Genomic DNA, 20,653 nt, shown 5'->3' on the forward strand with positions numbered 1-20,653 from the left:
GGGTGGGGTATGCGTGGTGGGTGCGGGTGGTGGTGGTCGGTGGGGGGTTCTCGGGGCTCGCTGCTGCGGCGGCGTTGTGCCGGGGTGGGGCGCGGGTGCGGGTGCTGGAGGCGCGGGGGCGGGTCGGTGGGCGGGTGCTCACCCGGCGGCTGGACGACGGCACCGCGCTGGATCTGGGTGCGCAGTGGATCGGGCCGACCCAGGAGCGGATGGCCGCGCTGGTGGCCGGGCACGGGCTGACCACCTTCCCCTCGGCGGCACGCGGCCGGCCGGCGGTGCGCTGGGACGGACGGCTGCGGGAGGCCCCGCCGGAGTCGGTGTGGCGGACCGTGGAGCTGCTGGACGGCTTCGCCGCCGCTGTGGATCCGGCTGCGCCGTGGCGGGCGGCGCGGGCGGACGAGTGGGATCGACTCACCCTCGGCGCGTGGTTGACAAGCGCCGCGCCCGATCCGGTGACCGCCCGGTACGTGGGTCGGCTGCTCGCCGGTGGACTGCTGGCGGCAGACCCGGACGAGGTGTCGCTGTTGCAGATGCTGTTCTACCTGCGCAGCGGGGGTGGCAGCGGGTTGCTGCTGGGGATGGCCGGCGGTGCCCAGCAGGATCGGATCGTGGGCGGGCCGGCGGCTCTGGCCGAGCGGATGGCGGCGGCGCTGCCAGCGGGGACCGTGCTGTCCGGGGCACCGGTGCGGGCGATCCACCAGGACGATCTCGGCGTGGTGGCGTACACCGACGAGGGGGCGCACCGGGCGGACGCCGTGGTGGTGGCGGTGGCCCCGGCGCTGGCGGGCCGGATCACGTACTCCCCGGCGTTGCCCGCCCTGCGCGACGGGCTGACCCAGCGGATGCCGATGGGGGTGGCGCTGAAACTGCACGCGGTCTACCCGACGCCGTTCTGGCGGGCCGACGGGCGCTCCGGGGTGACCACGTCGGCCGACGGGCCGGTGACGGAGACGGTGGACAACTCCACCCCGGACTCGTCGCGCGGGGTGCTGACCGCGTTCAGCTACGGTCGACAGGCCCGTGAACTGCGCCGACTGTCGCCGGGCCAACGGCGGGCGGCGGTGCTGGCCGCGCTGGTGGAGTTGGTCGGCCCGGCCGCCGCCGCGCCCGACGACCTCGTCGAGTACGACTGGTCGGCCGACGAGTGGACCCGGGGTTGCTTCTGCGGGGCGCTGACACCCGGCTCGTGGCGAGACTACGGTCCCGCGCTGCGGCAGCCGGTGGGGCGGGTGCACTGGGCTGGCACCGAGACGGCGACCCCCTGGGCCGGTTACCTGGAGGGCGCGGTGCTGGCCGGCGAGCGGGCGGCGGCCGAGATCCTCGCCCACCCCACCACCTGAACCCCACCCCGCCGCCCGAAACCCGACCCACCACCTGCACCCCCGCGCGAGCCCCTGAATCCCGCCCCACTGCCTGAACCCCACCGGACCGGCCGGGTTCCGCCCCGCCACAACCTCGGCCGGCCCGGTCTGGGCGGATGTCGACCGTTGCGCCCTGCGCCGATCCACCAACCGGCACATATCGACAATCTTAAGTACAGCTATTGAAAGCTTTCTCCGTTCGTGACCTAATACCTGACAGTTCCTTTCGTCGCTCCCGCCGCACCCACACGGCATCCCCCAGGGAGGAAAGATGAACCGTCTCCGCACGGTCACGGGTACGCTGCTGGCGACCGCCACCATGGTCGCCAGCGCCACGCTCGGCGTCGTCACCCCGGCCGCCGCCGCCCCCGCCGGGCTGCCCGGCATGGACGTCTCCAGTTACCAGGGCAACGTCAACTGGTCCGCCGCCTGGAACAACGGCGCCCGGTTCGCCTACGTCAAGGCCACCGAGGGCACCTACTACACCAACGCGTACTTCGCCCAGCAGTACAACGGGTCGTACAACGTCGGGATGATCCGGGGCGCGTACCACTTCGCCCGGCCGGACACCACGACCGGTGCCACCCAGGCCAACTACTTCGTCGACCACGGCGGCGGCTGGTCGAAGGACGGCCGGACGCTGCCCGGCGCGCTCGACATCGAGTACAACCCGTACGGCGCGACGTGTTACGGGCTGAGCCAGAGCGCCATGCGCAGCTGGATCGCGTCCTTCGTCAACCAGTACCACTCCCGCACCGGGCGCTGGGCGACGATCTACACCACCACCGACTGGTGGACCACCTGCACCGGCAACTACAGCGGTTTCGCCGCCAACAACCCGCTCTGGATCGCCCGCTACGCCGGCACGGTGGGCACCCTGCCGGCCGGCTGGTCCACGTACTCCTTCTGGCAGTGGGCGTCGTCGGGCACCTTCCCGGGCGACCAGAACGTCTGGAACGGCACCCTCGACCGGCTCCGGGTGCTGGCCTGCAACGGCCCCTGCTGACCCACCCATCCTGATCAGCCCGAGCACCACCGACGCCGCAGCCGCCCCGCCCGCCGGCCGTGGGCCCACCAGGTCCGCGGCCGGCACCTCCCGTCACCCCGAGGAGCCCGCCATGTCCGTACCCGTGTCGCGGCGCAGTGTGCTGCGCGGCGCGGTCCTGCTCGGTGTAGCCGCCGGAGCGACCACGTCGCCCCCGACCGGCGGACCCGCCGCCCACGCCGCCACCACCACCCAGGTCGGCGGCCCGGCCGTCATCGGCGCCGCCGCCGGCCTTGTCGACCAGCCGGTCATCGCCAACTGCGCCACCTGGGGGGCCCGGCCGCCGTCGTCGCCGGTGGGCGTGGTGGAGAGCCGACCCAACAAGATCATCGTGCACCACACGGCGTTTCCCAACTCGACCGACTACAGCCTGGCCCACGCGTACGCCAACTCACGCGAGATCCAGGACCTGCACATGGACGGCAACGGTTGGCTCGACTCCGGGCAGCACTTCACCAACAGCCGGGGCGGCCAGCTCACCGAGGGCCGGCACGGAAGCCTGTACGCGCTGCTGCACGGACGGACCATGGTGCAGGGTGCGCACTGCGTGGGGCAGAACAGTCAGGCCATCGGCATCGAGAACGACGGCATCTACCTCGACGTGCAACCGCCGCAGGCGCTCTGGGACAGCCTGGTGGTCTTCTGTGCGTTCACCTGCCAGCAGTACGGCATCCCGGCCAGCCAGATCTACGGCCACAAGGATTTCGCCAGCACCCAGTGCCCCGGCCTGCTGCACGACCGGCTGCCCGAACTGCGGGCCGCCGTCGCCGCCCGACTCGGGTGATTGCTTATATAAGCCGTGGCTGATACAAAGGGCACCGTGCACGCCTTCGACGTCCTCGGCGACCCGGTACGCCGGCGCATCCTCGAACTGCTCGCGCAGGGCGAGCGGAGCGCCGGCGGGGTCTGCGCGGTCATCCAGGAGGAGTTCGGGATCACCCAGCCCGCCGTCTCGCAGCACCTCAAGGTGCTGCGGGACAACGGCTTCGCCACCGTCCGCCCGCAGGGCGCCCGGCGGCTCTACGCGGTCGACCCCGCCCCACTGCGCGAGGTGGACCAGTGGCTGGAGGGGTTCCGCCGGTTCTGGACGCCCGCGCTGGACGCCCTGGCCACCGAGCTCGCCCGAGGTCGGCGCGAACGGCTGTCGCACACCACGACGGACGACCCGACCGAGCACCGGAGCACCTCATGATCGAGACCACGCACCAGATCAGCGCCGTACGGCGGACCGTGGGCAGCCGCACCCTGGAGGCGGGCGAGGCACGCGTGCTGACCATCAGCCAGACGTACCGGGCCACGCTGGACGACCTCTGGGACGCCTGCACCAACGTCGACCGGATCCCCCGCTGGTTCCTGCCGATCTCCGGCGACCTGCGCCTGCACGGCCGCTACCAGTTCGAGGGCAACGCCGGTGGCGTGGTGGAACGCTGCGACCCGCCGAAGAGTTTCGCCGCCACCTGGGAGATGGGCGGCGAGGTCAGCTGGATCGAGGTGCGCCTCACCCCGGAAGGCGAGGATCGGACCCGGTTCACCCTGGAACACGTCGCCCACGTCGACGACGAGCGGTGGACCGAGTACGGCCCCGGGGCGGTCGGCGTCGGCTGGGACTCCGGCCTGCTCGGCCTCGCCGGTCACCTGGACCCCGACGGCGGGGGGATCACCCCCGAGCAGGCCGTCACCTGGATCGGCTCCGAGGACGGGCGGCGCTTCATGACGCTCAGCGGCGATGCCTGGGCCGAGGCCGACATCGCCGGTGGCACCGACCCGCAGGCCGCAAGAGCCGCCGCCGCCCGTACCATCGCCGCCTACACCGGCGCACCGCCGGCCTGACCCACCCCACGGGCGTCCCGGTCCGGCGGAAATCCGGGCGCGCGTTGTCGGTGCCGGCGGGGACACTGTGCGGCATGCCGATGCGCCGCGCCGAAGACGTCCTCGCCCTGCACCGCGCCGGGCGTCCGGTGAAGTACCTCTGCTTCTGGGGTCACCGGCCCCGGCGGGACGGCACCGTCGGCCAGAGCTGCCTGAGCCAGTGGTGGCCGGCCCCGTTCACCGTCGACGGGCGGCACTTCCCCACCGCCGAGCACTGGATGATGTGGCGCAAGGCGCTGCTCTTCGGCGACACCGAGGCCGGTGAGCGGGTGCTCGCCGCCGCCCACCCGCACCGGGCCAAGGCGATCGGCCGGGAGGTCCGGCACTTCGACCCGGCGGTGTGGGAGGCCGAGCGCTACGCCATCGTGCTGGCCGGCAGCCTGGCCAAGTTCGGCCAGCACGCCGACCTGCGGGCGTACCTGCTGGGCACCGGGGAGCGGGTGCTGGTAGAGGCCAGTCCGGTCGACCGGGTGTGGGGGGTCGGTCTGGCCGCCGACGACCCGCGCGCCGAGGATCCGGCCCGCTGGCGCGGGCTCAACCTGCTCGGCTTCGCCCTGATGGAGGCCCGTGGGGTCCTACGCGACGACCGACCGGCCCGCCCCGACCGGGTCGGCGACCAATCGGAGGCCCTGCCCTGCCCTGACCGAGCAAGCCGGGGCCGAGCCGAGCCGGTCGACCTGACCTGAGCGGGGCCCGCCCGGGGCGGTAACGTGCGGCGGCATGACCGTCCTGCCGTACGCGCACTGCCACTACTGCGGCGCGGCCTATCCGGCGGACGCCGGCTGGCCCCGTCTCTGCCCGGCCTGTGGGGAGACGGTGTGGCGCAATCCCACCCCGGTCGCGGTGGCGCTGCTGCCGGTCCGTACCGACACCGGCCTCGGCCTGGTGGTGGTCCGCCGGGACATCGAGCCGGCCCGGGGCCTGCTCGCCCTGCCCGGCGGCTTCGTCGAGTACGGCGAGGAGTGGTCCGAGGCGTTGGTCCGGGAACTGCGCGAGGAGACCGGGCTGGTGGACGAGGCGCAGCGGGCGCGACTGTTCGCGGTGCACGGCGCTCCGCACGGCGGCACCATGATGGTCTTCGGGGTGCTGCCGGAGCGGCCGGCGGCGGAGCTACCTGCGTCGACGCCCACCGAGGAGGCCACCGAGTGGCTGGTCCTCACCGAGCCGGTCGAGCTGGCCTTCTCCACCCACACCCGGGTGCTGGCCGACTTCCTCGCCGGCCAGCGGTGACCCACCGCTCCACCCGTCGGTCCGCTGATCCATCGGTCCGCTGACCCATCGGTCCGCTGACTCGCCAGTCCGCTGACTCGCTGCTGTACCGCCGATCCCCGCCGGGCGACGATGCTTCGACCGCACAGTCACGCACCGTAATTTCTATCGCTCCCCCTCACCACTCCACTGCGCGAGGTAGTTGGGGGTGGCGAGGCACGGAAGGAAAACACCTGCTCAGGGCGGTTCGGCCGCGATTCACCTGCCAGGATGCAGTGGAGCGACGGTTACGACGTTCACTGTGAGTAATGGATGGAGCCGATCAGGGCGGCAACACCGTGAGTCACGGAAGGGCAGTGGGTCAGACCCGGGCAGGCTGGGGAGCGAAGGGAGCGCTGGCCGCCAGGTCGGGGGCCGGGTCACCGGCAGGGTGCCGCCACAACCCCCGGGACCGCAGGATCGGCAGCACCCCCTCGCCGAACCAGTACGCCTCTTCCAGGTGCGGGTGGCCGGAGAGGACGAACTCGTCGATGCCCAACGCGTGGTACTCGGCGATCCGGTCGGCGACCTCGGTGTGGCTGCCCACCAGAGCGGTGCCCGCACCACCACGGACCAGCCCGACCCCGGCCCAGAGGTTGGGGGCGACCTCCAGCCCGTCCCGGCTGCCGCCGTGCAGGGCGAGCATCCGCCGCTGCCCCTCGGACTCGCTGCGCCGCAACCCCTCCTGGGCGGCCCGGACGTCGTCCTCGTCGATGCCGTCGAGCAGCCGGCCCGCCTGCGCCCATGCCTGATCGGCAGTGTCCCGGGCGATGACGTGCAGCCGGATGCCGAAGCGCGGCGTCCGACCGGCGTCGGTGGCGAGGGCCCGGATCCGGTCTAGTTTCTCAGCCACCTGGGCGGGCGGTTCACCCCAGGTCAGGTAGACGTCGCTGTGTCGGGCGGCGACCGGGCCGGCGGCGGTGGACGAGCCGCCGAAGTAGATCGGGGGCACTGGTTCGGGCAGTCGGGAAAGGCGGGCGCCCTCGACCCGCAGGTGCTCCCCGGTGTGGTCGACGGTCTCCCCCCGCCAGAGCGCCCGGACGACCCTCAGGAACTCGTCGGCGCGGGCGTAGCGGGCGTCCTTGTCGAGGAAGTCCCCGTAGGAGCGCTGTTCGGCGGATTCCCCACCGGTGACCACGTTGAGCAGCAGCCGGCCGCCGGAGAGCCGCTGGAAGGTGGCGGCCATCTGGGCGGCGAGGGTGGGTGAGAGCAGGCCGGGACGGAACGCCACCAGGAACTTCAGCCGTTCGGTGACCTGGGAGAGCATCGCGGTGGTCAGCCAGGCGTCCTCGCACCACGCCCCGGTCGGAGTGAGCGCGCCGACGAAGCCGAGTTGCTCGGCGGTACGGGCGATCTGCCCGAGGTAGGCGACGGTGGCGGGCCGGGCGCCGCCGGCGGTGCCGACCGCGACACCGTGACCACCGCCGACGATGTCGCGGCTGTCGCCGTAGGTGGGCAGGAACCAGTGGAAGGTCAGCGGCATCGGGGGTCCTCCTGAGGGATGGGACGGCGACCACGACAGGCTACCCATAAAACCTATCGGCTTGGTAGGTTACTGCCCGCCGCCGATCCCCGTCGGTGCGACCGCACCGTCCACCCCCCGAGGAGCCGACATGCCCACCCCGCCGAGGAGCGTGCGCCGCCTGGCCACCGCCCTGTTCACCGCCCTGTCGCTGGTCGCCGTCGGCGGGGTCACCGGCTGTGCCGACGACGCCGCCGACGCGGGCTCAGGTACCGGCCCGCTGCGCATCGGCTACCAGCGCTTCGGCGGCCTGAGCCTGGTCAAGGCCCGCAACGCCGCGCCGGACGCCCAGTGGTCACTGTTCGAGAGCGGTCCCGCCCTCACCGAGGCACTCAAGGCCGGTTCGATCGACATCGGGCAGGTCGGCGAGGCGCCCCCGGTCTTCGCCGCCGCCGCGAAGATCCCCTTCTCGGTGATCGGCACCTCGGCCCCGATCCCCCAGGGTGAGGCGGTGCTGGTCAAGGAGAGCAGCGGCCTGAAGACCTTCGCCGACCTGCGCGGTCGGACGGTGGCGCTGAACAAGGGCAGCAACGTCCACTGGCTGCTGGTCCGCCTGCTGGAGGCGAACAAGATGACACTCAGGGACGTCGACGTCAAGTACCTCAAGCCGGCCGAGGGACGACCGGCGTTCGACAACGGACAGGTCGACGCCTGGATCATCTGGGACCCGTACTTCGCCCTCGCCGAGCAGCCCGGGGTGAAGGTCCTCGCCGACGCCACCGGCCTGGCCAGCAACCGGGAGTACGTGCTGGCCGCTCCCGGGGTGGTGCGGGACCGCACCGACGACGTCCGCGCCTTCCTCAAGACGTACCGGGAGGTCACCGACTGGGGGATCGCGCACCCGCAGGAGCGCGCCGCGGTGCTCGCACCCGAGCTGAAGATCCCGCTGGACGTCACCACCCGGGCGTTGGCCCGCAGCGCCCGGCCGCTGGCCCCGGTCTCCCCCGCCGTCGGGGCCGAACTCCAGGCCATCGCGGACGGCTTCACCACCCTCGAACTGGTCCCCGGCCCGGTCGACATCTCCGGTCGGGTCGACGACCGGTTCAGCGCGGTGTTCCAGTGAGCAGCACCGTGCTGGTCACCGCGCCGCCGACCGCCGTCGCGGCCCCACCCGACGCCGGCCCGCGCCGCCGGCCCGGGGTCCGCTGGTGGCGGCTGGTCAGCCCGGTCGTGCTCGTCGCCGGTTGGGAGGCCGCCGCCCGCGCCGGACTGCTGGCCCCGGAGAAGCTGCCGGCACCGAGCCGGGTCCTCACCACCGGCGTACGGCTGGCCGGCGACGGCACCCTCGGCGTCCACCTGCTCGACTCGCTCACCCGGGCCGGTGTCGGGCTGCTCGTGGGCGGGGTGCTGGCGCTGGTGCTCGGGGCCGCCGCCGGTCTGCTGCGGCTCGGCGACGACCTGGTCGACCCGCCGGTGCAGATGGCCCGGATGCTGCCCCACCTGGGGCTCGTCCCGCTGCTGATCATCTGGGTGGGGATCGGTGAGTCGTTGAAGATCACCCTGGTCGCGCTCGGTGTCTTCTTCCCGATCTACTTCAACACCTACGCCGGCATCCGGGACATCGACGAACGGCTGGTCGAGGCGGCCCGCACCTGCGGACTCGGCCCCGCCGCCCGGCTACGGCACGTGGTGCTGCCCGGGGCGCTGCCGTCGCTGTTCCTCGGATTGCGGCTGGCGATCGGGGCGGCCTGGCTCAGCCTCGTCGTCGGCGAACAGGTCAACGCCCAGACCGGCGTCGGCTTCCTGATGATGGAGGCCCGCGAGTTCAGCCAGACCGACGTGGTGGTGCTGGGCCTGGTCATCTACGCACTGCTCGGGCTGGCGTCCGACGTCGCCCTGCGGGTGCTGGAGAGGAGGACGCTGACATGGCGGCGCGGACTACGGGCGACCTGACGGGCGCCACCGGCAGGGCGACCGGCCCGGCGGGCGAGGCCGACAGCCCGGCGGCCGAAGCGACCGGCCCGGCGGGCGAGGCGACCGGCCCGGCGGGCGAGGCGACCGGCCCGGCGGGCGAGGCGACCGGCGAGGGGGCGGTGCTCACCGCGCACGCGGTGCGGCGGGCCTTCGACGGGCGACCGGTGCTCGCCGGGGTCGACCTGACCATCGCCGCCGGTGAGGTGGTGGCGCTGCTCGGTGGCAGTGGCTCCGGCAAGAGCACCCTGCTGCGGGTCCTCGCCGGCCTGGACGCCGAGGCCACCGGCCGGACCGGACTGCGCGGCACCGCCGCGGTGGTCTTCCAGGAACACCGGCTGCTGCCCTGGAAGCGGGTCGGCGACAACGTCGCGCTGGGGTTGACCGGCCCCGACGTGCGCGCCCGGGTGGACCGGGCGCTGACCGAGGTGGGGCTGGCCGACCGGCACCGCGCCTGGCCGGCCGAACTCTCCGGCGGGCAGGCGCAACGGGTCGCGGTGGCCCGTGCCCTGGTACGCGAGCCGGACCTGCTCCTGCTCGACGAGCCGTTCGGGGCGCTCGACGCGCTGACCCGGCTGCGGATGCAGTCCCTGCTGCGCCGGCTGCGCGCCGAGCACGGCTTCGCCGCCCTGCTGGTCACCCACGACGTCGACGAGGCACTGCTGCTGGCCGACCGGATCCTGCTGCTCGACGACGGCGTCATCGCCGAGGAGATCCCCGTCGACCTGGGCCCCACCCCGCTGACTCCACGCCCCGGCGACCGCCCCGGCGACCGGCCCGCCGACCAGCCCGCCAACCGTCCCGCAGACCGGCCCGCCCGGTCCCCCGACCATCCCGCCTTCGGCGCGCTGCGCCGCCGCCTCCTCGACCGCCTCGGCGTACCCGCCGTCTGACCACCGGAGACCCGATGACCCGCTGGACACCCGACCCGAGCTTCTACCCCTCGCCCCGCGAGGCGGCCACCGCGCCCGCCGAGAAGCTGGCCTACGTCGCCGCGTTCGACCGTACGGCGCAGCGGCCCGACGCGATCGCCGTGCTCGACACCGATCCGGAGTCCGCCGACTACGGGCGGGTGGTCGGCTGGACCGACCTGCCGTACACCGGCGACGAACTGCACCACTTCGGGTGGAACGCGTGCAGCAGCGCGCTCTGCCCGACCGCCCCGCACCCGCACGTCGAGCGGCGTTACCTGATCGTGCCGGGGCTGCGGTCGTCGCGGATCCACGTCTTCGACACCCGGCCGGATCCGCGCGCCCCGCACCTGGTCAAGGTGATCGGCGCGGAGGAGTTGGCCGAGAAGGCCGGCTACTCCCGCCCGCACACCGTGCACTGTGGCCCGGACGGCATCTACCTGTCGGCACTCGGCGGTGTCGACGGCGCACAGGGCCCCGGCGGCATCGCCGTGCTCGACCACACCACCTTCGGAGTCCGCGGAGCCTGGGAGGCCGACCGGGGTCCACAGTTCCTGGCGTACGACGTGTGGTGGCACCTCACCCAGGACGTCCTGGTCACCAGCGAGTGGGGCACCCCGTCGATGATCGAGGACGGCATCGTCGGCGAGCTGCTGCTGGGGCGGAGATACGGGCACGCGATCCACTTCTGGGACCTCGCCACGCGCCGGCACGTGCAACGGGTCGACCTGGGCGACCAGTACCAGATGCCGCTGGAGCTGCGTCCCGCGCACGACCCGACGCAGTCGTACGGCTTCGTCGGGGTGGTGATCAGCGTCGAGGACCTGTCCGCGTCGGTCTGGTTGTGGCACCGCGACGGCACCGGGGCGGACGCCCCGTGGGCGGTGACCCGGGTGATCGACATCCCCGCCGAACCGGCCGATCCGGCTGACCTTCCCGACCTGCTCAAGCCGTTCGGCGCGGTCCCACCGCTGGTCACCGACATCGACCTGTCGGTGGACGACCGGTTCCTCTACGTCTCCTGCTGGGGCACCGGCGAGCTGCGCCAGTACGACGTCAGCGACCCGTTCCACCCGGTGCTGGTCGGCTCGGTGCTGCTCGGTGGCATCGTGGCGCGCACCGCCCACCCGGCCGCGCCGGACGAGCCGCTGGCAGGTGGCCCGCAGATGGTGGAGATCAGTCGGGACGGCCGGCGGGTCTACGTCAGCAACTCGCTCTACGGCTCCTGGGACGACCAGTTCTACCCCGACGGGGTGGGCGCCTGGCTGGCCAAGCTGGACGTCGACCCGGAACACGGCGGGCTCACCCCCGACGAGCGGTTCTTCCCGCACGGGGAGGAGTTCCGTGGGCTGCGGGTGCACCAGACCCGGTTGCAGGGCGGTGACGCCAGCTCCGACTCGTACTGCTTCCCGTGACCGGGCGGACCCTGCTGGCGCTGGCGGCGCTCGGCGCGTTCCACGGGCTGAACCCGGCGATGGGCTGGCTCCTCGCGGTCGCCCGGGGGTTGCAGCAGCGCCGCCGGGCGGCGCTGCTGGCCGCGCTGCCGCCGATCGCGGCGGGGCACCTGGCCTCGGTGGCGGTGGTCGCCGCGCTGGTCACCGCCACCCGGTCGGTCACCGCCAGCACCGCGCTGACGGTGACCGGCGGGGTGGTGCTTGTCGGTTTCGGGCTGTGGCGGCTGTTGTCGCAGCGGCACTTCCGCTGGGCCGGGATGCGACTGTCGGCGGCGCAGCTCGCGGGCTGGTCGTTCCTGATGTCGTCGGCGCACGGCGCCGGGCTGATGCTGCTGCCGGTGCTGCTGGCCGACCCGCCGTCGACCGGCGGGCACGCCGGGCACCTGGCGGCGGCGTCGGCCGGCGCGCTGCCCGGGCTGGTCGCGGCCGGGGTGCACACGCTGGCCATGCTGGGCGTCGCGCTGACCGTCGCGCTTGTGGTGTACGAGGTGCTCGGCGTCGGGGTGCTGCGCCGGGCCTGGTTCAACGTGGACCGGCTCTGGGCCGGGGCGCTTGTCGCCGCCGGTGTGGTGACGTTGGCCGCCGCGATCTGACCGAACGGCCGACCAGCGTCCACCGGCGGCCCTGCCCGACGGCAACTCCTACTGATTGAATAGGACTTGCCGTCGAGTCGAAGGAGTTCCGGTGTCGTCCACCCTGTCGTACGACGAGGCCGACCACGACGCCCGCCGGGCCCGGCAGTGGCTGGCCGGCCAGGCCCGGGGGGACGGAATGTCCCGCACCGAACTGATCGAACTGGGTACGGCGATGAGCGCCCTCGCCGCCGCAGCCGACGAACGGGGGCCGGTCGCCCTCGCCGCCGAGCCAGTCGGGGTGGACCCGGGCATCGTCAAGCCACTCGCTCCCGCACTGCTCACCCCCCTGGAGAGCAACGCCGAGATGCGCTGGGAGGCGATGGCCGGGCAGGGGTACGTGGTGCCGAACGACCGGTTCTTCGTCCGCAACCACACCCACACCCCCCGGCTCGACGTCGACAGCTGGCGGTTGCGGCTGTTCGGCGACGGCCTGCGCGGCGCACCGACCCGGGACGCCCCGGTCGAGTTCGACCATGCCGACCTGCGGGCGATGCCCGCCGTCGAGATCCCCGCCCTGGTCGAGTGCGCCGGCAACGGGAGGCACTTCTTCGCCGCCCAGCAGGACACCCCGGCCCCGGGGGTGCAGTGGCGGCTCGGCGGTGTCGGGGTGGCCCGTTGGCGGGGCGTGCCGCTGGCCACCGTGCTGCGTCACGCCGGGCTGACCGCCGACGCGGTGGACGTGATGCCGGAGGGCCTTGACCCGGCATACGTCACCGGGGGTGTCGACCTGGGCCGGGTTCGTCGTCCGCTGCCGATCGGCAAGGCCCTCGACGACGTGCTGCTGGCGTACGAGATGAACGGTGCGCCGCTGCCGCTGGACCACGGTTTCCCGGTCCGGGTGGTGGTGCCCGGCTGGATCGGCATCTCCTCGGTGAAGTGGGTCGGCGCGGTCGAGGTCTCCACCACCCCGCTGTTCTCCCCGTGGAACACCAGCCTCTACCGGATGCTCGGCCCCGGGCACCCGACCGGCGGTGGGCCGGTCGACACCCAGTCGGTCAAGAGCGCGTTCGAGCTGCCCTGGGACGCCCGGCTGGCGGCCGGAGTCGAGATCACGGTGACCGGTCGCTCCTGGTCCGGGGCCGGCCCGATCGACCGGGTCGAGGTGGACACGGGCGACGGGTGGCACCCCGCCACCCTGGTCGGGGCGGACCGGGGCGGGCCCTGGCAGCGGTGGTCGACGCGGTGGTGTCCGCCGACCGCCGGCCGGTGGACGTTGCGGGCCCGCGCGGTGGACGTGACAGGTCGGGGCCAGCCCGACCGGGCCGCGCGCAACGACCTCGGGTACCTCTTCGACGGGGTGGTCCGACACCCGGTGAAGGCGGTCTGACCCGCGCGTCGGCCGCCCGGGTGCGACGGGCGGCCGCCGTCGTCTCCGGGGTCGTCCCCCGCCGGGGCCTGGCGACGCCGGAGCCGCCACTACTCGGAGGCGGCGAGGTAGCCGCTCGCCTGGAGGTCGAACAACTCCCGGTAGGGTCCATCGGCGGCCATCAACGTGTCGTGGTCACCCTGCTGCATCAGGCGACCGTGGTCCATCACGAAGATCTGGTCGGCGTGCCGGACGTTGGCCAGCCGGTGGGTGATCAGCACGACCGTCCGGTCGGGACGCCGCCGCAGGTGTGCGAAGAGCGCGTGTTCGGCGCGGGCGTCGAGGGCCGCCGACGGCTCGTCGCAGATCAACAGTCGGGCGTCCCGGTAGAGGCCCCGGGCAGCCACCAGCCGCTGCCACTGCCCGCCGGAGAGGTCGTGACCGTTCTTGAACTCCCGGGCCAGCAGGGTGTCGTAGCCGAACGGCAGCCCGGCGATCATGTCGTGCGCGGCGGCCGACCGGGCGGCGTCCTCGACGGTGGGCCCGGCCGCGCCCGGGGCCCGGTCGTGCCGGCCGATGCGGATGTTCTGCCCGGCGGTGAACGGGAACCTCCACCAGTCCTGCGTCATCACCGCCACCTGGGCGGCGGTCGCCGCCGGGTCCAACTCCGCCACGTCGACCCCGTCCCACCGGATCACCCCGCCGGTGGGCCGGTAGAGCCCGGCGATCAGCTTGGCCAGGGTGGTCTTGCCGGAGCCATTCTCGCCGACCAGGGCGACCACCTCACCCCGGCGGACGGTGAGGCTGACCTCGTCCACCGCCGGGGCGTCGGTGTCCGGGTAGCGGAGGCTGACCCGGTCCAGCTCGATGGCGTCGAAGCCGGCGACGGGCCGCCCCTGCGCGGTGGCGGTACGGCTGTCGGCGCGGTCGAGGAAGTCCCGGTAGTCCTGGTAGTAGAGGGCGTCCTCGTAGAGGTTGTTGGTGGCGTAGACGGCGAGCGCGAGGCTGCTGCGCGCCGACTGGAGGGCGAGCAGGGCGGTCGCCGCCGCCGCCAACGCGACCATGCCGGTGAGCAGCAGCCCGCCGAGGACCGCGTAGACCGCGAAGGCGGCGATCCCGCCGACGGACATCCCGACCGCCCGGGTCCGGCTCTGCGCCCGGGCCAACCGGAGCAGCGCGGCGGTCTCCACGGTCATCATCCGGCGGAACTCGGCGAGCAGGAAGCCACGCATCTGGTAGGCCCGGACCTCGGCGGCGGTGTGTCGGTTGGCCATCAGGTGGGCCAGCATCCACATCCGCCGACGACGGTTGATCCGGGCCAGCATGTCCAGGTACTGCCGGCGGGCCATCCGCACCGCGGTCACCGCCTCCGGCACGGCGGCGAGCAGCAGGCAGGGCAGCAGCACCGGTTGGATCACGGTCACCGCGGCGGCGGTGGCCAGCACGCCCACCACCCCGGTGATCAGGTTGACGGTGTGGTCCACGATGGACGCCGCCTCGGCCATCCCCCGGTCCCGGACCCGGTCCATCTCCTCGGCGAAACCGGCGTCGTCGAAGGCGGCCAGCTCGACCGCCGTGGTGGTCTCGAACAGCCGCAACTCCACCGCATAGTTGATCTGCGGGATCAGCCGGGCCTGCGCCCAGCCGGCGGTGACGGTCAACGCACCCTTGGCGGCCACCGCCGCCGCGGCCAGGACCAGCGCGGGCAGCGCGGCGCGGACCCGGTCCGGGGTCGGGCCGGCGGCGAACAACTCCCGCAGTACGCCGGTGGTGGCGAGCAGGCCGAGCGTGGTCATCACCCCGGCGGCGAGATTCAGGCCGATCGCGACCAGGGTGTCCCGGCGGTTGGTCGACCAGGCCAGCGCGACGGCCTCGCGGACCAGCCGGGGCAGCCGGCGGGCCACCGCCTGGAAACTGGTGTGCGCGAACTCGGTGGCGTGGTGCATCCAGTCACCGTCGGCCAGCTCCGGCAGATCCAACCCGGCGGTGTCGGCGGACCCACCGGGCTCGCCGGGCTCGCCGGCAGTTGTCGAACGGCGGGGGCCGGTCACCGTCGCCATGGGTCCTCCCGGGCCGAAGGGGGGCGGGGCAGGGCGAGCCTACTGTCAGCGACGGCGCGGTGTCGTCACGTGTCCGGCGTGTCGTACACCTGTCGCATTGGCGTGTCGTCGACCCCGGTCGACCGCCGGCTGCGCCGGGTCGCGTCGCGTGGTCGCGCCCCGGGTGGCAGGCTGGAGGCGAACCGTCGGCGCACCGCGCGGGACGCCGACGACCGTCGTGAAGGAGAAGATCGACCCGATGGCTGCGAGTGTGACCACCACCGACGAATGGCAGGCGCTGCGCAAGCACGCCGAGACGATGCGCGGCACCCACCTGCGGGAGCTGTTCGCGGCCGACCGGCAACGGGGTGAGCGGCTCACCGGCGAGGTCGCCGACCTGCACGTCGACTACAGCAAGAACCTCGTCACCGACGAGACGATCGGGCTGCTCACCGCGCTGGCCGGGCGGGTCGGGCTGACCGACCGGGTCGCCGCCATGTTCGCCGGGGAGCACATCAACTCCACCGAGGACCGGGCGGTGCTGCACACCGCGTTGCGGCTGCCGCGCGACGCCGCGCTGACCGTGGACGGTCAGGACGTGGTGGCCGACGTGCACCGGGTGCTGGGCCGGATGGCCGCGTTCAGCGAGCGGGTCCGCTCCGGGCAGTGGCGCGGGCACACCGGCGAGCGGATCCGCACGGTGGTCAACATCGGCATCGGCGGCTCCGACCTCGGGCCGGTGATGGCGTACGAGGCACTCAAGGCGTACCGGGACGCGGGGATCACCTGCCGGTTCGTCTCGAACATCGACCCGACCGACATCCACGACAAGACCCACGACCTGGACCCGGCGAGCACCCTGTTCGTGGTGGTGTCGAAGACCTTCTCCACCCAGGAGACGCTTGCCAACGCCGAGCAGGCCAAGACCTGGCTGCTGTCGGGCCTCGACGCCGACGACGACGCGGCCATCGCGAAGCACTTCGTGGCGGTGAGCACCAACGCCGGCCGGGTCGCCGACTTCGGCATCGACCCGGAGAACATGTTCGGTTTCTGGGACTGGGTGGGTGGCCGGTACTCGCTGCCGTCGGCGGTCGGGCTGTCGGTGATGCTGGCGGTCGGGCCGGACCGGTTCCGCGAGCTGCTGGCCGGTTACCACGCCGTCGACGAGCACTTCCGCACCGCGCCGGTGGAGCGGAACCTGCCGGCGCTGCTGGGCCTGCTCAACGTCTGGTACGTCGACTTCCTCGGCGCGCAGACCCACGCCGTGCTGCCGTACTCGCAGTACCTGCACCGGTTCCCGGCGTACCTGCAACAGCTCACCATGGAGAGCAACGGCAAGTCGGTGACCCTGGACGGCACGCCTGTCGACCACCCGACCGGGGAGATCTTCTGGGGTGAGCCGGGCACCAACGGCCAGCACGCCTTCTACCAGCTGATCCACCAGGGCACCCTGCTGATCCCGGCGGACTTCATCGCGTTCAGCCAGCCCAACCACGACCTGGGCGAGATGCACGACCTGTTCATGTCGAACTTCTTCGCGCAGACCGCCGCGCTGGCCTTCGGCCGGACGAAGGAGCAGGTCGAGGCGGAGGGCACCCCGGCCGACGTGGTGCCGCACCGGGTGATGCCGGGCAACCACCCGACCACCTCGATCATCGCGCCGAAGCTCACCCCGTCGACGCTGGGCCAGCTCATCGCGCTCTACGAGCACATCGTGTTCACCTGCGGCGCGGTCTGGGACATCAACCCGTTCGACCAGTGGGGCGTGGAGCTGGGCAAGGTGATGGCCAACCAGCTCGCGCCGAAGCTGACCGGTGACGCGCCGGACCTGTCCGACGTCGACTCCTCCACCGCGGCGCTGATCCGCCGCTACCGTCGGGAGCGCGGCCGGGCCTGAGGTCCGCGCGGCTGTTCCCGGGCACCCCGGCAACGGCCATCGCCGAGATCCGTCGGGACGGCGGCCTGGTCACCCGACCCGGCCGCCGTTTCTTTCGGTACGGCTGGTCCAACCAGTTGACGGGTTGATGGGTACGCCGGCACACTGCTGCCGTGGCCTTCGTCCCCGTGCCCCGCAGCTCCGTTTCCGACCACGTCTTCGCCCAGCTCCGCGACGGCATCGTCAGCGGGGCGCACCAGCCGGGCGACCCGCTGCCCGGTGAACGCGAGCTGGCCGCCGCGTTCGCCGTCAACCGGCACGCCGTGCGGGAGGCGCTGCGCCGGCTCCAACAGCTCGGGCTGGTGCGGGTCAGCCAGGGCGGCGTCACCCGGGTGCTGGACTGGCGGGTGCACGCCGGCCTCGACCTGGCCCTGTCCCTCGCCCAGTCCGGCGACGTGCTGCCGGTGGAGAACCTGGTCCGGGACATGCTGGAGATGCGCGCCTGCGTCGGGGTCGACGCGGCCCGGTGCTGCGCCGCCCGGGCCACCGGGGCGGTACGACGGGTCGTGGTCGACACCGTGGAGGGCTTCGCCGCGCTCGCCCCGGACCTGTCCGCGATGGCCGAGGCGAACATCGCACTGTGGCGGCACATCGTCACCGGCAGCGGCAACACCGCCTACCTGCTCTCCTTCAACAGCCTGGTGGCCGGGGCGCTGGCCGTCGGCGAGGTGCCGCCGGCCCGACGCGCGACCGAACTGCTGGACGTCGCCGGGCACCGCCGGCTGGCCGCCGCGATCGCCGACGGCCGGGGCGACGACGCCGCCACCGAGGCACACACCCTGCTCACCGCGTCCCTCACCAGCCCGACCGGCTGACCGTCGGTCCCCCCACCGGTCGACCCGCACCACCCCCCCACCCGCCGACCCGTCCCGGGCGTCCACCCCCGCCGCCCGTCCCCCGGAAGGGAACGTCGCGCATGATCCCCGCCGTGCTCTACGCCGTACCGGCGTTCCTGCTGCTCATCGCCATCGAGGCGTGGTCGTACCGGTTCGCGCCGGACGACGACGAACGCGGCTACGAGCTGCGGGACACCACCACCAGCCTCACCATGGGCGCCGGCAGCCAACTGATCGGCTTCCCGTGGAAACTGCTCACCATCGGCCTCTACGTCGCGTTGTGGACCGTCGCTCCGGTACAGCTCTCCCCCACCAGCGTCGGGACCTGGGTGCTGCTGTTCCTCGCCGACGACCTGGCGTACTACTGGTTCCACCGCACCCACCACGAGGTACGCCTGTTCTGGGCCAGCCACGTGGTGCACCACTCCAGCACCCACTTCAACCTCTCCACCGCGCTGCGGCAGAGCTGGACGCCGATGACCTCGCTGCCGTTCTGGCTGCCGCTGGCGCTGCTCGGCATCCCACCCTGGATGATCTTCCTCCAGCAGTCGGTCAGCCTGCTGTACCAGTTCTTCCTGCACACCGAGCGGATCGACCGGCTGCCCCGACCGGTCGAGTGGGTCTTCAACACCCCGTCGCACCACCGGGTGCACCACGGCGCGAACCGCGAGTACCTGGACCGCAACTACGGCGGCATCCTGATCGTCTGGGACCGGCTCTTCGGCAGCTTCGCCCGGGAGGACACCGCCGTGCGGTACGGGCTGACGACGAACATCGGCACCTACAACCCGCTGCGGGTGGCCACCCACGAGTACGCCGCGATCTGGGCCGACGTCCGGCGGGCCGGTTCGTGGCGGCACCGGCTCGGGCACGTCCTCGGCCGCCCCGGCTGGCAGCCCGTCCGATGAGCCGCGCCCGCACCACCCGGCGGCCCGCCCGGGGCGGGCCGGCGTCCGGCGTGGCCGGTCGGTGGTGGCTGGGGGCGTTCGGGCTGGCCGCCGTCGTCGAGCTGACCGGGGTCGCCCTCGACGCGCCGGCCGTGCAGTGGGCGGCCAAGCCACTGCTCGCCCCGCTGCTGCTCGGCTGGCTGCTCGCCGCACGCCGGCGGTGGGACCCGGTGGCGACCGGGCTGGTCTGCGCGACCGCCGGTGACGTGGCGCTGCTGGTGCCCGGCACCACCGCGTTCCTGCTCGGGATGGGGTGCTTCCTCGGCACCCAGCTGGCTTTCCTGACCGCGTTCCTGCGCCACCGGCGACCACCGGCGGTGTCCGTCGCCGGCTGTCTCGCGCTGTGGGCCGCGGGCAACGCGCTGCTCTGGGGCCGGCTGGGTGACCTGCGGCTACCGGTACTCGGCTACAGCCTGGCGTTGACCCTGATGGCCGCCGCCGGCTGGGGGGTGTCCCGGCGGGTGGCCGCCGGTGGCGCGCTGTTCCTCCTGTCCGACCTGCTGATCGGGGTCGAGGCGACGGGCATCCGGCTGCCCGGCCACGGGCTGTGGGTGATGACCACCTACCTCGCCGCCCTGCTGCTGATCACCACCGGCTGGGCGGGCCGCCCACCGGCCGCCGACGCCCCCCGGGTCGGGCCCCGCGCCGACCCGGCTCAGCCGAGGGCGGCGACCAGGGCCTCCGGGGCCATCGTGGACGGGCGGTCGCTGACCTGACCGTCGCCGATCTCCACCAGCCGCCACCGGCCGTCGGCCCGCCACGCCAGGTCGGCGGTGACGAAGGGCAGGTCGAGCGCCGTCACCACGGCGGCCAGCGGCCCGAGGTCCACCGGCACGTCGGGCAGTTCCGTCGGGGTGTCCGGATGCGGGCCGGTGAGCACGCAGCGACCACCCACCCACCAGGTGCGGATCTCGACGCCGGACAGGGGTTCGAAGCGGCGCAGCACGAAACCACCGGCAACGTCGTCGTCGCGCAGTTCGCGTAGCCGGGTCGCGACCCGCCAGGCGGCCTCACCGTCGGCCAACTCCGGCACGAAACACGCCTCGTGCCAGTGGTGCTTGGCGGATTTGGTCCAGTCCCGCAGCACCGCCGGGCCGCTGCCCAACCCGGTACGGATGCGGTCGAAGTCGGCCCGGTCGACGCCGACCGTCCAGCGGGACTCCGGGGTGAGCGCCGCCGCCGTGGCGTACCACCCGGGCAGTTCGTGGGCCCGGCGGTACCGGTCGGCGTCGGTGCGCAGGGTGACCTGCCGGGCGCGCAGCGCCCCGGCGAAACCCGCGTAGCCGGTGGCGGAGAGCATCCAGCCCCGGTAGACCGCGTCGTCGGCGGCGGGCACGCCGGCGACCGCCCGGGTGACGTCCCGCCCCGCCGCGAGGGCGTCGTGGTCGACGACGGCGACCGGGTGACCGGCCTCCCGCGCGGCCTGCGCCTCCGCCACGAAGTGCGGGTCCGGTCGACGGGGACGCAGCGGGTCGGCGGGGACGATCAACAGCATCCCCGCATCCTCCCCCGGCCGACCCGCCCGCAACCACCGTCTTTTCCCGCGAACGCGGCACACGGATTTACCCGGAATGGGGGCACGAACGGTCACGCTGTCGGACAGTTCCGCAGCGTGGCGGTGGTCATCCCCACC

At 73.3% G+C, this 20,653-nt stretch carries 20 protein-coding genes; 17 read left to right on the forward strand and 3 right to left on the reverse strand.

What is annotated here, in order from left to right; all coding sequences use genetic code 11:
• The first annotated feature begins 2 nt into the window (after positions 1 to 2).
• From AC0AIB_RS23230 to AC0AIB_RS23260, 7 genes are all read left to right on the forward strand, one after another.
• A complete protein-coding gene (locus AC0AIB_RS23230) occupies positions 3 to 1,340 on the forward strand; it encodes a flavin monoamine oxidase family protein (RefSeq protein WP_465097476.1) in 1,338 nt (445 codons plus the stop codon).
• Positions 1,341 to 1,632: 292 nt separating this feature from the next.
• Positions 1,633 to 2,367 (forward strand): lysozyme, encoded by a 735-nt coding sequence (locus tag AC0AIB_RS23235; RefSeq protein ID WP_465097477.1) that lies wholly within the window; start codon positions 1,633 to 1,635, stop codon positions 2,365 to 2,367.
• A gap of 112 nt (positions 2,368 to 2,479) precedes the next feature.
• The gene (locus AC0AIB_RS23240) at positions 2,480 to 3,190 is read left to right on the forward strand and encodes a peptidoglycan recognition protein family protein (RefSeq protein ID WP_328347622.1); all 711 of its coding nucleotides are present in this window, start codon (positions 2,480 to 2,482) and stop codon (positions 3,188 to 3,190) included.
• Between the two features lie 36 nt (positions 3,191 to 3,226).
• Positions 3,227 to 3,598: an ArsR/SmtB family transcription factor gene (locus AC0AIB_RS23245; RefSeq protein WP_465097494.1), complete on the forward strand. Its 372-nt coding sequence runs from the start codon at positions 3,227 to 3,229 to the stop codon at positions 3,596 to 3,598.
• Positions 3,595 to 4,236 (forward strand): SRPBCC family protein, encoded by a 642-nt coding sequence (locus tag AC0AIB_RS23250; RefSeq protein ID WP_328347624.1) that lies wholly within the window; start codon positions 3,595 to 3,597, stop codon positions 4,234 to 4,236. Before AC0AIB_RS23245 ends, AC0AIB_RS23250 begins: the two co-directional genes overlap by 4 nt.
• Positions 4,237 to 4,310: 74 nt before the next feature.
• Positions 4,311 to 4,961: an NADAR family protein gene (locus AC0AIB_RS23255; protein ID WP_328347626.1), complete on the forward strand. Its 651-nt coding sequence runs from the start codon at positions 4,311 to 4,313 to the stop codon at positions 4,959 to 4,961.
• Between the two features lie 34 nt (positions 4,962 to 4,995).
• Positions 4,996 to 5,505: an NUDIX domain-containing protein gene (locus tag AC0AIB_RS23260; protein ID WP_328347628.1), complete on the forward strand. Its 510-nt coding sequence runs from the start codon at positions 4,996 to 4,998 to the stop codon at positions 5,503 to 5,505.
• A 340-nt stretch (positions 5,506 to 5,845) separates the two neighbouring features.
• Here the strand turns inward: AC0AIB_RS23260 and AC0AIB_RS23265 are convergent, their stop codons facing one another.
• Positions 5,846 to 7,006 carry an LLM class flavin-dependent oxidoreductase gene (locus AC0AIB_RS23265; RefSeq protein ID WP_465097478.1) on the reverse strand — a complete coding sequence of 387 codons (1,161 nt, stop codon included), beginning with the start codon at positions 7,004 to 7,006 and terminating at the stop codon, positions 5,846 to 5,848.
• 130 nt (positions 7,007 to 7,136) lie between these two features.
• On the opposite strand from AC0AIB_RS23265, the gene AC0AIB_RS23270 reads away from it, so the two are divergent.
• The 6 genes from AC0AIB_RS23270 to AC0AIB_RS23295 all read left to right on the forward strand — a co-directional run bounded on the left by AC0AIB_RS23270 (position 7,137) and on the right by AC0AIB_RS23295 (position 13,283).
• Positions 7,137 to 8,108, forward strand: a complete 972-nt coding sequence (locus AC0AIB_RS23270) for an aliphatic sulfonate ABC transporter substrate-binding protein (protein ID WP_465097479.1) — start codon at positions 7,137 to 7,139, stop codon at positions 8,106 to 8,108.
• Entirely contained in the window at positions 8,105 to 8,938 is an 834-nt protein-coding gene (locus AC0AIB_RS23275) for an ABC transporter permease (protein WP_328347634.1), read from the forward strand. The genes AC0AIB_RS23270 and AC0AIB_RS23275 overlap by 4 nt, the downstream gene beginning before the upstream one ends.
• Entirely contained in the window at positions 8,911 to 9,849 is a 939-nt protein-coding gene (locus tag AC0AIB_RS23280; protein WP_465097480.1) for an ABC transporter ATP-binding protein, read from the forward strand. Before AC0AIB_RS23275 ends, AC0AIB_RS23280 begins: the two co-directional genes overlap by 28 nt.
• Before the next feature lie 14 nt (positions 9,850 to 9,863).
• Positions 9,864 to 11,282, forward strand: a complete 1,419-nt coding sequence (locus AC0AIB_RS23285) for a selenium-binding family protein (protein WP_465097481.1) — start codon at positions 9,864 to 9,866, stop codon at positions 11,280 to 11,282.
• The gene (locus AC0AIB_RS23290; RefSeq protein WP_328347638.1) at positions 11,279 to 11,914 is read left to right on the forward strand and encodes a hypothetical protein; all 636 of its coding nucleotides are present in this window, start codon (positions 11,279 to 11,281) and stop codon (positions 11,912 to 11,914) included. The genes AC0AIB_RS23285 and AC0AIB_RS23290 overlap by 4 nt, the downstream gene beginning before the upstream one ends.
• Positions 11,915 to 12,005: 91 nt before the next feature.
• The gene (locus AC0AIB_RS23295; RefSeq protein ID WP_465097482.1) at positions 12,006 to 13,283 is read left to right on the forward strand and encodes a molybdopterin-dependent oxidoreductase; all 1,278 of its coding nucleotides are present in this window, start codon (positions 12,006 to 12,008) and stop codon (positions 13,281 to 13,283) included.
• Between the two features lie 89 nt (positions 13,284 to 13,372).
• Here AC0AIB_RS23295 and AC0AIB_RS23300 read toward each other — a convergent pair whose 3' ends face one another.
• On the reverse strand, positions 13,373 to 15,322 hold the full coding sequence (locus AC0AIB_RS23300) for an ABC transporter ATP-binding protein (RefSeq protein WP_465097483.1): 1,950 nt from the start codon (positions 15,320 to 15,322) through the stop codon (positions 13,373 to 13,375).
• Positions 15,323 to 15,560: 238 nt separating this feature from the next.
• Between AC0AIB_RS23300 and pgi the strand changes: the two genes are divergently transcribed.
• The 4 genes from pgi to AC0AIB_RS23320 all read left to right on the forward strand — a co-directional run bounded on the left by pgi (position 15,561) and on the right by AC0AIB_RS23320 (position 19,736).
• Complete coding sequence (pgi, locus tag AC0AIB_RS23305) at positions 15,561 to 17,198, forward strand: glucose-6-phosphate isomerase (protein WP_328347644.1); 1,638 nt, start codon at positions 15,561 to 15,563, stop codon at positions 17,196 to 17,198.
• 152 nt (positions 17,199 to 17,350) lie between these two features.
• Positions 17,351 to 18,052, forward strand: a complete 702-nt coding sequence (locus AC0AIB_RS23310; protein ID WP_328347646.1) for a FadR/GntR family transcriptional regulator — start codon at positions 17,351 to 17,353, stop codon at positions 18,050 to 18,052.
• Between the two features lie 101 nt (positions 18,053 to 18,153).
• On the forward strand, positions 18,154 to 18,981 hold the full coding sequence (locus AC0AIB_RS23315; RefSeq protein WP_465097484.1) for a sterol desaturase family protein: 828 nt from the start codon (positions 18,154 to 18,156) through the stop codon (positions 18,979 to 18,981).
• Positions 18,978 to 19,736 (forward strand): lysoplasmalogenase, encoded by a 759-nt coding sequence (locus AC0AIB_RS23320; RefSeq protein WP_328347650.1) that lies wholly within the window; start codon positions 18,978 to 18,980, stop codon positions 19,734 to 19,736. The genes AC0AIB_RS23315 and AC0AIB_RS23320 overlap by 4 nt, the downstream gene beginning before the upstream one ends.
• Here AC0AIB_RS23320 and AC0AIB_RS23325 read toward each other — a convergent pair.
• The gene (locus AC0AIB_RS23325) at positions 19,676 to 20,515 is read right to left on the reverse strand and encodes an ATP-grasp domain-containing protein (RefSeq protein ID WP_328347652.1); all 840 of its coding nucleotides are present in this window, start codon (positions 20,513 to 20,515) and stop codon (positions 19,676 to 19,678) included. The two genes, AC0AIB_RS23320 and AC0AIB_RS23325, sit on opposite strands and share 61 nt — an antisense overlap.
• Between the last annotated feature and the right edge of the window lie 138 nt (positions 20,516 to 20,653).

The sequence above is a fragment of the Micromonospora sp. DSM 43699 genome, assembly GCF_055517075.1.